We start from the raw sequence: 10,892 nt of genomic DNA, 5'->3' as shown, positions 1-10,892 counted from the left end.
AGCCCGCCCGAGCTCCCCCACCCCGCCGCGTACAGCTACCCCGGGCTCCTCTCCCCGGCGCCCTCCGACGACGGCTCGCCGAACCGCGCGAGCGTCAGCGACCCGGCCGCCGTCACCGCGCACCCCGCGAACGCCAGCCCCTGCAGGCCCTCGCGAGGCCGGCCGCCGAGCCATGCCACGCCCACCAGGGCGGGGCCGATCGTCTCGCCGAGCACCATGCCCGCCGTCGCCACCGTCACCGACCCACGCTGGAACGCCGAGGTGAGGAAGAGGAATCCGGTCGCTCCGCCCACCAGCAGCGCGTACGGCGCCGGGTCGAGGAGGATTCCGGGTACGGCCAGGGAGTCGATCAGCCGGACGGCGACCTGGACCGTGCCGAACCCCAGACCCGCACCGAGACCCAGCGGCAGGGCGCGCGGCCCGGCGGGGAGGCGGCCCAGCAGTGCGCCGGAGAGGAGGACCACGACAACGGTGGCCGGCAGCGACCGGCCCAGGGCTGCGGGCGCGGCACGGTTGCCTTCCGGGCCGGACGCGAGGCCGATCATCGTCAGCCCCGCACAGACCGCCGCGACCGCGCCCCACCGGGTCCGGCTCAGCCGGATGCCGAGCAGCCGGACGGCGGCCACGGCGGTGACCGCGAGGCCGGCGGCGAGCGCCGAGCCCACCGCGTAGAGCGGGATGGAGCGCAGCACGACGATCGGGAAGAGGAAACCGATCCCGTCGAGGGCGAGGCCGGCGAGACAGCGCCACTGGCGCAGGACGCGCGACAGCAGCGCAGGGTCGAGGCCGGAGCCGGTTCCGGGTTCCGCGGCGCGCGCGGCGACGGCCTGCAGGACGGAGGCCGTTCCGTAACAGATCGCCGAGGCGAGGGCGCAGATCATCCCGAGGAGCACGAAGGCACTGCAAGCGGCGCAACCCACCGACAAAGCCGTGGAGCGCATATACAGCTCTTTCAGCTCCTATCGTCACATCCATGAGGCGTGCTCGGCCAGGTCGGCAGGCGGGGAGCGATCGGGGGAGCCGGTCGCGGCGTTGCTACCTGTCGGCGGTCTGGTATCTGCGGGCCGTGGCGTTCGTCAACTTCCTGGCCGGGGTATGGGTCTCGTTCGGCAACGACATCCGGCGGCACAACGACGACGAGTTCTTCACGCCCTATCTGCTGACGGCGGGGTTCTTCTCCGGCTCCGTCTCGCTCTTTCTGGCCGTCACCATGCGGCGGCGCAAGCGCGCGGCGTGGATCCTCAATCTCGTACTCGCCGGTCTGGTGCTGGCCCTGACCGCCCTGGCGCTGGGACTGCCGGTCTACCGGCAGCACGCCCAGAACTGGTTCTCGGTGTTCCTCACCGCGCTCTTCGTCGCCGCCCTGCTCGGCGGGCGGCGCGAGTTCCACGCGAAGGGCGACCGGTCCAATCCGAAGCTGGCGGCTTCGGTCGCCGTGGGCGGATTCCTGGCGTGTTCGCTGCTTGCCACCGCGCTGGTCACGGTGACCAACACCGACCGGGACGCCGTGCGCTCCACCTTCCTGCAGCGCTGGCACTACGGGGTGCTCCGCATGGTCTCCCTCGCCTACGAGGACGTTCACTTCGGGACCATCACCACGCCCAGGTGGGCCAATGTGCTGATCAACATCATGAGCACGGCGCTGGTCCTGCTGGTCCTGTACGCGGCGTTCCGCTCCCGCCGGGCCGTCGACGCCATGACCGGGGAAGACCTGCGAGGCCTGCGCGCGCTGCTGGAGCGGCACGGGGAACGCGACTCCCTGGGGTACTTCGCGCTGCGGCGCGACAAGAGCGTCGTCTGGTCCCCGTCGTGCAAGTCCGCCGTCACCTACCGGGTGGTGAGCGGGGTGTCGCTGGCGTCCGGCGACCCGATCGGCGACCCGGAGGCGTGGCCGGGGGCGATCGACCGCTGGCTCGCCCAGGCCCGGGAGCACGGGTGGGCCCCGGCCGTGATCGGCGCGAGCGAGGAGGGCGGCACGGTCTACGCCCGGCATGGCCTGAACGCCCTGGAACTGGGTGACGAGGCGATTGTCGACCTCGGTGAGTTCACCCTCGAAGGCCGCGCCATGCGCGGTGTGCGCCAGGCCTACCACCGTATCGAACGGGCGGGCTACGCCGTCCGGATCCGCCGTCACGAGGACATCCCGCCACAGGAGATGGCCGAGCTGATCCGGCTCGCGGACGACTGGCGCGACGGTGAGACGGAACGCGGCTTCTCCATGGCGCTGGGCCGCCTCGGCGACCCGCAGGACGGCCGCTGCGTGATGGTGCTCTGTCACGACGGGGAACGCCTGCGCGGCCTGCTCAGCTTCGTGCCCTGGGGCGACGAAGGGCTGTCCCTGGACCTGATGCGCCGGGACCGCGACTCCGAGAACGGCCTCTTCGAGTTCATGGTGCTGAAGCTGATCCAGCACGCCGGGGAGTTCGGAATCCGTCAGATCTCCCTGAACTTCGCGATGTTCCGCTCCGTCTTCGAGCGCGGTTCCCGGCTCGGCGCCGGGCCGGTGCTGCGCCTGTGGCGCTCGCTGCTCAGCTTCTTCTCCCGCTGGTGGCAGATCGAGTCGCTGTACCGTGCCAACGCCAAGTACCGGCCCGTCTGGGAGCCGCGGTACCTGCTCTTCGAGAAGAGCGCCGACCTGCTGCGCATCACCGTGGCGAGCGCCCGCGCCGAGGGTTTCCTCGAAGCACCGGGGCTGCCGAAATGGCTCAACCGGCAGCGCATGAGGAGTACGGACCCCGGGCCGTAGCCGGTTCCGGGCCCGGACGCCGGTTCCGGGCCGACGCGACGGGGATTCGGGGTGTGCATCCGGTGCCGTGGTGCCACGCTGACCTGGTGATCAGCGAACGTGCCCCACGGGCGGACGAGGGAGACACCCCCAGGCCCCGCCGGTACTCGGTCTGTTCCGGTCGGACACCGGGCCCGGTTCCCCGCACTGCGGGAGGACGGCCCTCGCTCTGCGCCGCGCGGCGCACGCTTCCCTTCCGCACCCACGGGGGACCGAGCGGCTGCCGTCGGGCCGTGCGCGGCGGTCGCCCAAAGCCCCCGGCCCGTCGCACAGCGGACTTCGAGGAACCGTCCGGTGAGAGCCGCAGCCCTCCTCGTACGCCGGGAGTGGGGCCTGGTGTGGGCGGCCGTACACGCCGGGCTCGCCGGCCGCGGGTGGCGGGCCATTCGACTGACGCTCACCGCCCTCTGCCTCTCGCCCAAGGCTGACAGAGAGCGCTGAGGTCCGGGAGTCCGTCGGCGTCATGCGCTTCATCCAGGTGTTGACCGCTGCGCTGCCCCCACAGCAGTTCCAGGGCCTCGCCGATCTCGTCGTCCGCCATCGGGGCGAACGGCCGGTCCTCGCCGGTCCATTCGTCGGTCTTTCCCGCCCCGGTCCCGTGGTGTGCGGATGGTGCTCGGGTCGCAGAGCGAGCCGCGGGCGGCACCCGCAGGGCTCACCAGCGCCACACCACCTCCGGCCGGTACGGGGTACAGGCACTCATGTGCAGGCGGGGCGTGGTCCGCGCCATGTCGTCCTGGGTCAGACAGCGGCCTCCGGCCGCCATGCGGCCTTGCCCGTCCCGCCGCCATGCCTGCCGCGCCCCGCCGGAACAGGTGCCGAGTCCGATCCCGGGACCGCCGGTGAGGCATCTCGTGGAGCCGGTCGGCCGGACGGCCCCGTCCGGTGCGAACTCCCAGCTCTGGCTCGCGGAACCGTCGCACGGGTGCACACTCACCCCGGAGGCGTCACGGGCGGAGTCCAGGCACAGCTCGGTCGCACCGCGCGAGGGTGCCCTGCCGATGTCCGAGACGATTTCCCCTCGTTTCGGGGCACGATGGCGCCTTGGGTACTCCCGGGCGAGCCATTTCTGGTAGGTGTCGATGACGATGTCCGGGCGCGGGCAGTGCAGCGGCGAACATCTCACCGTTTCCACATAGGTGACGATTCCGGTGGCCTTGGTTCTGCGTTGCCCGGAATCCAGATTGGCCGGTAGAAGAGAAATGTCGTAACCCCGGTACGGAATGACCCGCGGCCTGACCCGCATCGCGTATGCGGCGCTGCGGAAATATCGTGCGGAAATGCCGTGATCGCTGTGATCCGCGCCCTTCACCCACGGCCCGCCGAATTTCACGTTGTCGAAATCGAGCGTCAGCACATCCTCCGCTTTCCACTGCTCCATGATCTTCGCCAGTGTGGCGATCAGACGTTTTTCGTCGTACCTGCGGGAGGAGTCCAGGGCGTCGATGACAGTGATCTTCCCTCGGAACAGGCGGAGAAGGCTCTGGTGTCTGTCGAGTACAGCGCCGCCGCCCCGCGGAAGGCCGTCCGGCAGCCGGAGGAAGGTCAGGCGGATCTCTCCGCCGGCGCTGCGGAGGGTGTGGGAAGGAATCCGTTCCGGGCCCACCCGCAGGGGATCCGGCGTCCAGCCCTTCGCCCCCCCGGGCCAGCCGCGCGTAGGCATGTCGCACACCCACCTCGCGACGAGCGGCGAAACTGCCGGCACCGGCGGAGCGTCTGTCGTTGCCGGCCGTCACGTAGACCACCTGCACCGGGCATTTTCGCTCCGCCAGCCGTACGACGCGCGGGCTGATGAAGAGAAGATCATCGTCCTCGTGGGCGACTCCGACCACGGTGCGGGGGCAGCCCTTCCTTTCCGCGACGTCGTCGAGGCCCTCGGCCATCGGATTCCCGGCCCTGCCGGCGGGCGGTGACGAGCCGCCCGCCGGCGTGAGGGCCAACACCCCGCACAGGGCCACGAGGGCTGCCCGGGGCCATCGGCGCCCGCTGTTCCGGGGTGCATCCACGTGATTCATCACTCCGCCGTTCCCTCCACCACCCGGTTTCGCTTCGTCCGACGGTGACCCGCGTCCGGTGGCGCCGCCGTCACCACCGCCGCGTTCCGCCGGTCCGGTCCGACGCGTGTCCTCCCCGCGGACGGCGAGGCCATATCCACCGGACCGCCCAACGGGGCCGAATGGGTCATTCGTCAGCGCGTAGACGCGTGATTCCGCCTCTTGGCCGGCGAATAAAGGTCGAATGCCCCTGAATTCTGTCCCTGACGACACCAGGGACCACTACCCCACCTCCGTGCGGCGGACAGCACCACTCCGGCGTGCTCGGTCAGGAGACTGGTTTGGCGACTCCTCAGCTTTCCGTGGTCGTACCGTGCTTCAACGAGGCTGCCGTCATCGAGAGGTTCCACTCGGCCGTCGGAGATGTTCTCGGCCCGTCCGGACTCGACTACGAGATCTGCTACGTGGACGACGGCAGTACCGACCGCACGCGGGACATCATCGGCGGACTCGGTGTCGCCGACCGGCGTGTCAGGTACACCGTGCTCAGCAGGAACTTCGGCAAGGAGGCCGCGATGCTCGCCGGCCTGCGCATGTCCCGGGGGCAGGCGGTGGTCCTCATGGACGCGGATCTGCAGCATCCCCCGGAGTTCATCCCACGGATGCTCGAACTCCACGGGCGGGGGTACGACCAGGTGATCCCCCGGCGGAACCGCGACGGGGAGGGCACGACGCGCACCGTGCTGAGCCGCTGCTACTACGCTCTGGTGCGCCGCCTCATGGAGGTGGAGGTGCTCGACGGCGCCGGGGATTTCAGGCTGCTGTCACGCCAGGCGGTGGACACGGTGCTGTCACTGCCGGAGACCAACCGGTTCTCGAAGGGGATCTTCTCCTGGATCGGTTTCACGACGGCCAGCTTCACCTACCGGAACGCCCAGCGGCCCGCGGGCAGCTCGAAGTGGGGGAATCGCCATCTGCTCAACTACGGCATCGACGGGCTGCTGTCCTTCAACAACCGGCCCCTGCGGCTGGCCATCTACGCGGGCTTCTGGTGCTTTCTCTCCGCACTCGCCTACGCGGCGTGGGTGGCCTCCGACGTGGCGCTCCACGGGGCCTCCGTCCCGGGCTACGCCACACTGCTGATGGCGGTGGTGGGGCTGGGTGGAATCCAGCTGATCACCCTGGGGATCATCGGTGAATACGTCGGCCGCATCTATCACGAGGTGAAACGCCGCCCTTCCTTCGTGGTCCGGGAAACCGACGAGCACCCCGCCCCGAGGCCCCGCCCTCCGCAGCACGGATCGGTCACTCGCCCGAAAGGCCGTTCCACGACAACACGGCAGTTCACGACCTTCGTGATGATCGGATTCGTCAATACCGCCGTATACCTGGCCGTCTACGCCACCCTGAACCAATGGATCCTCTATCTCACGGCACATGTCCTCGGATATTCGATCAGTGTCGTCGGTTCCTTCTTCCTCAATTCCTACCTCACCTACCGGACCCGTCCGAGGTGGCGCGCGTTTCTCCGGTATCCGCTGTCCAGCGGCTTCAACCTGGTGGCCTCCGGCGTGCTTCTCTACGTAGCTGTCAGCCGAATCGGAATGGACAAAAATGTCGCCGCCCTTGTCGCCGGGGTCCTCGTTACGCCGGTCACCTTCCTCCTCGCCCGCTGGGCCATCAACTCCGGCCGTCGGCCGGCGGACACTGCGGGCACGGCTCCGAACGGTCCTGCCGAGGTGGAACAGAACGACCCCGTCTTCGGTTGACGCCGTTCGCGCGGACGTCGGGGGCCGCCCGGCGCCCGCGCGGCCCGTCGAGGAGACCGGTACGGACGTGAGCGGGCACGTCAGTGGGGGGAACCCGGCCCTCTCCTCCCTGCGCCTCGTCCCGGCGGGTATGGCCTTGCTGCCCCTCGTTCCGCTGGCGCTTCTGGGCGGAGCCTCATGGTTCGCACGCTGGGTACGCCCGAGTGCCGACGAGTGGTGTTTCCTGCCTCTCGTACGTGACGAAGGCTTCATGGCGCTGGTGAACCAGTTCTATTCCACGGGCAACGGACGGATCGCCAACGGCGTGCTCGTCGCCTCCTACGCCTCGTTCGGCGTGGCGGGCCAGCAGTGGTACGCGGGGATCAGCGCGGCCGTGATGCTGGTCCTCCTGTGGGCGTGGGCGGCGGCACTGCTGCGGCGCACCGGGGGGCGGCTGCCCCGGGGTGTCCCGCTGTTCTCCGCGGCCATGGTCCTGGCCGTCTTCTGCTTCGCCTCCACGAACACGTACAAGACCTTCTTCTGGCCGGCCTCGTCGGTTTCCCACACCTTCCCGCCCGTGCTCGCGGCCGCCGCCACGATCCCGGCCCTGCTCGCGACCTCGCGGCGCGGAAAGGCCCTCGCCGTCGCGTTCGCGTGCGTCGTCGGAGCCGTCCTGGGCACGCTGTCGGAGGAGACCTCCGTGGTCGCCCTGGTGCTCCTCGCCCTGGCCCTGCTGCTGGGCCGCCGGACCTTCCCGGCCGGACAGCTCGCTTTCGTACGGGCCTGGTGTGCCGCTGCCGGAGCGGGCATCCTCATCGGCACCGCCGTGCTCCTCACCTCACCCGGCTCACGGAACCGCCGCGCACGCTACCAAGCGGATTCCCTGTTCACGCCCGAATCGCTCTACGCTTCGATGCGGGGATATGCGCAGATCCTCCATACCCTGCTGACGACCTGGCAGTACGTCGGCGCGATCGCCGTGGGCGTGCTGATCGGCGTCCTCGCTCGCCGCGCGGACGGGAGCATCCCCCGCCCCGACCGCAGGGCGCCCCTGCTCCTGGGGTCCGGGGCAGCGGCTCTGCTGTTCTCCGGATACGTATGCACGGTCATCGCCTATCCGGCGTTCGGCCCCTCGGTCGCGACCGCCAACAGGCTGTGGAACGACTACCTGTTCCCGCTGCTCCTCCTGCTCGTCGGCGCGGGCGGTCTCCTCGGGAACCTGACGGTACGGCGGTACCGCCGTGGCACGGCGCCGGTGGCCGCGGGCGCCGCGCTCCTGGGCGTGTGCGTCACGGCCGTAGTCGCCATGTCCCTGCGCGACCTGGAGTCGGACATGCGGGTGCGGGCCACGGCCTGGGACCGCCAGGACCGCCTGCTCCGGGAGCGGGCCGCGGCGGGAGCGACGGTGCTGCCCTACAAGCCGCTCGCCATCAGCAGCATGCTGGAACCGTTCAGCAGCGATGAGCGGCCGTGGCCTGCCTCCTGTGTCGCTGTCTACTACCAGGTGAAGAAGGTCACGGACGGAACGGAACACCGAGGGTGAGGCGTTGCCCGAGCAGGCCCGCCACAGCCTGGCCCGCAAGATGCCCCTCGACGCCGACGCCGACGCCGACAGCGGACAAACCCGCCGGTCACAGACCTGAATCCGTGACCCACGAAGTCCGGACCCGAAGTCCCTTTCCCCGTCGTTGCCGTGCGCCGGGCACGGGCCAGGGCCCGCCTCCTCGCGAACCGACCACCCACTCCTGAGCAGCCCCTCACAGGCAGTGCGGTGGACTGGCGCACCGGACAGGACCCCTCCCCGGACTCCGGGCACCCGCTCCGGGCATACCGATCCGGACAAACCAACCTCGTGCCCTCGCTCCGGGCCCCATCCCGGAAGGCATCCCGGGATGCCTTCCGGGATGCCTTCCGGGATGCCTTCCGGAACATTTCCCCCACGCTCCTCGCGGTCCCGAAACCCACCCTCCCCGACTGCCATCACCGCACCCGGACGGGGTAACCGCACGGAGACGAAGCCAGTTCGCGCGGAGCCCGGCCCGGGCGCCGCGTTTCCACTGTCACAGAGGGAGGCAGGGATGCCGCTCACGTTCCGCAAGAGCTTCAGGATTTTTCCGGGGGTGCGCCTGAACATCAACAAGCGCTCCATGTCCATCACCACCGGCGGCAAGCGTGGCCCGCGGCACACCACGAGCACCACCGGACGTCGTACGACATCGATGGATTTGCCCGGACCTTTCGGGTGGCGGCGCACGCGCAGCACCCGGCGCGGCAGGTGATACTGACTTTGCATCACCCGAATGGCCCACCCAAGGACCCCCCGGGAGGCGCCATCTCATATCTGAGATAGCCTCAGTCTCATGTCAGACGACTACCTCGTACGCATCGGTAAGCTCATCCGTGACGCCCGGCAACACCGCGGCTGGACACAGGCACAGCTGGCGGAGGCACTCGCTACCAGCCAGAGCGCCGTCAACCGCATCGAACGCGGCAACCAGAACATCAGCCTTGAGATGATCGCCCGCATCGGCGAGGCGCTCGACAGCGAGATCGTCTCTCTCGGCTACGCCGGCCCCATGCACCTGCGGGTCGTCGGCGGCCGCCGCCTCTCGGGCGCCATCGACGTGAAGACGAGCAAGAACGCGTGCGTGGCACTGCTGTGCGCCTCGCTGCTCAACAAGGGCCGCACAGTGCTGCGCCGCGTCGCCCGCATCGAGGAGGTGTACCGCCTCCTGGAGGTGCTGGGCTCGATCGGCGTCCGCACCCGGTGGATCAACGAGGGCGTCGACCTGGAGATCGTGCCGCCCGCCACGCTGGACCTCGAGTCCATCGACGCGGACGCGGCCCGCCGCACCCGGTCCATCATCATGTTCCTCGGCCCGCTGCTGCACCGCATGGACCGCTTCATGCTGCCGTACGCCGGCGGCTGCGACCTCGGTACACGCACCGTCGAGCCGCACATGATCGCGCTGCGCCGGTTCGGTCTGGAGATCGCCGCGACGGAGGGCCAGTACCACGCGGTGGTGGATCGTTCCGTCAGCCCCGACCGCCCGATCGTGCTGACCGAACGCGGGGACACGGTCACCGAGAACGCACTGCTGGCCGCCGCCCGGCACGACGGCGTCACCGTCATCCGCAACGCCTCGTCCAACTACATGGTCCAGGACCTGTGCTTCTTCCTGGAGGCCCTGGGCGTCAAGGTCGAGGGCATCGGCACCACCACGCTCACCGTGCACGGCATGCGGACGATCGACGTCGACGTGGACTACTCCCCCTCCGAGGACCCGGTCGAGGCGATGAGCCTGCTCGCCGCGGCCGTCGTCACGGAGTCCGAGCTGACGGTGCGCCGGGTGCCGATCGAGTTCCTGGAGATCGAGCTCGCGGTCCTGGAGGAGATGGGCCTCGACCACGACCGCACCCCCGAGTACGTCGCGGACAACGGCCGCACCCGGCTGGTCGACCTCACGGTCCGGCCCTCCAAGCTGGAGGCGCCGATCGACAAGATCCACCCGATGCCGTTCCCCGGCCTGAACATCGACAACGTCCCGTTCTTCGCGGCGATCGCGGCGGTGGCGCAGGGCCAGACCCTCATCCACGACTGGGTCTACGACAACCGCGCCATCTACCTGACCGACCTCAACCGCCTCGGCGGACGCCTCCAACTCCTGGATCCCCACCGCGTCCTGGTGGAGGGCCCCACCCGCTGGCGCGCCGCCGAAATGATGTGCCCGCCGGCCCTGCGCCCGGCCGTGGTCGTCCTGCTGGCGATGATGGCCGCCGAGGGCACCTCGGTGCTCCGCAACGTCTACGTCATCAACCGCGGCTACGAGGACCTGGCCGAGCGCCTCAACTCGGTCGGGGCGCAGATCGAGATCTTCCGGGACATCTGAATCTCTGCCGCAATGATGCCGCCACACCCCACGTGACCTGTATGAATGCGGGTCTGAAGGGGGTGCGGCGGCACCTGTGGGACTCCTCTGGGACGTTGGGCCGGGACCGGGCTTCTGCCGGTCGTCCAGGCTGCGCGAGGAGCGCGTCGGCAGTGGCGCTGCCGCGCACCCGCGCGGGGCCGGAGGTGCGCGTACCTCTTGAGCGTGAACCCGGGGTCCGAGTGGCCGATCCATCGGGTCAGGGAGACGACCGATTCACCGGCCTCCAGTTGCTCGGAGGCGGAGAAGTGGCGCAGGGCCCGGCTCGCCGACCGGAACGAGCAGCCCCGGCCCTTCGTCCGGACGAAGACCGCCGACGAGATCCTCAAATCCCTCGCCGACCACCTCACCAGGATCACCCCGCCAGCCACCAAAAACCGGCAAGAAACTTAAGTTCCGGTTTTTCGGCGCATCACCCTAGTGTCCTGAGTCGGGA

Annotated in this window: 9 protein-coding genes; 7 read left to right on the top strand and 2 right to left on the bottom strand. The window is 69.7% G+C overall.

Going from position 1 to position 10,892, the window contains the following annotated elements; all coding sequences use genetic code 11:
- Positions 1 to 35: 35 nt before the first annotated feature.
- Positions 36 to 893, bottom strand: coding sequence for a hypothetical protein (locus tag AOK11_RS36595; RefSeq protein WP_240497628.1), 858 nt, complete (start codon positions 891 to 893; stop codon positions 36 to 38).
- Between the two features lie 80 nt (positions 894 to 973).
- On the opposite strand from AOK11_RS36595, the gene AOK11_RS36590 reads away from it, so the two are divergent.
- Positions 974 to 2,746: a phosphatidylglycerol lysyltransferase domain-containing protein gene (locus tag AOK11_RS36590; protein ID WP_055597938.1), complete on the top strand. Its 1,773-nt coding sequence runs from the start codon at positions 974 to 976 to the stop codon at positions 2,744 to 2,746.
- A gap of 694 nt (positions 2,747 to 3,440) precedes the next feature.
- On the opposite strand, the gene AOK11_RS36585 is transcribed toward AOK11_RS36590, so the two are convergent.
- Positions 3,441 to 4,142: an RICIN domain-containing protein gene (locus AOK11_RS36585; protein WP_157869529.1), complete on the bottom strand. Its 702-nt coding sequence runs from the start codon at positions 4,140 to 4,142 to the stop codon at positions 3,441 to 3,443.
- A gap of 304 nt (positions 4,143 to 4,446) precedes the next feature.
- On the opposite strand from AOK11_RS36585, the gene AOK11_RS43685 reads away from it, so the two are divergent.
- The 6 genes from AOK11_RS43685 (at position 4,447) to AOK11_RS44225 (ending at position 10,849) form a co-directional block, all read left to right on the top strand.
- On the top strand, positions 4,447 to 4,698 hold the full coding sequence (locus AOK11_RS43685) for a hypothetical protein (protein WP_167353878.1): 252 nt from the start codon (positions 4,447 to 4,449) through the stop codon (positions 4,696 to 4,698).
- A 422-nt stretch (positions 4,699 to 5,120) separates the two neighbouring features.
- Entirely contained in the window at positions 5,121 to 6,548 is a 1,428-nt protein-coding gene (locus AOK11_RS36580; RefSeq protein ID WP_079035308.1) for a glycosyltransferase, read from the top strand.
- Between the two features lie 67 nt (positions 6,549 to 6,615).
- Complete coding sequence (locus AOK11_RS36575; RefSeq protein WP_079035307.1) at positions 6,616 to 8,070, top strand: DUF6056 family protein; 1,455 nt, start codon at positions 6,616 to 6,618, stop codon at positions 8,068 to 8,070.
- 535 nt (positions 8,071 to 8,605) lie between these two features.
- Positions 8,606 to 8,806, top strand: coding sequence for a DUF4236 domain-containing protein (locus AOK11_RS41180; RefSeq protein WP_055628691.1), 201 nt, complete (start codon positions 8,606 to 8,608; stop codon positions 8,804 to 8,806).
- A gap of 81 nt (positions 8,807 to 8,887) precedes the next feature.
- Positions 8,888 to 10,417: a UDP-N-acetylglucosamine 1-carboxyvinyltransferase gene (locus AOK11_RS36570; RefSeq protein WP_055597935.1), complete on the top strand. Its 1,530-nt coding sequence runs from the start codon at positions 8,888 to 8,890 to the stop codon at positions 10,415 to 10,417.
- A gap of 204 nt (positions 10,418 to 10,621) precedes the next feature.
- Positions 10,622 to 10,849, top strand: a complete 228-nt coding sequence (locus AOK11_RS44225) for a hypothetical protein (RefSeq protein ID WP_055597934.1) — start codon at positions 10,622 to 10,624, stop codon at positions 10,847 to 10,849.
- The last annotated feature ends 43 nt before the right edge of the window (positions 10,850 to 10,892 follow it).

Source organism: Streptomyces hirsutus, from assembly GCF_001418415.1.
GTDB classification, from domain to species: domain Bacteria; phylum Actinomycetota; class Actinomycetes; order Streptomycetales; family Streptomycetaceae; genus Streptomyces; species Streptomyces hirsutus.
Note: the sequence above shows the minus strand (reverse complement) of the source record. Positions and strands in the feature narration are given on the sequence as shown.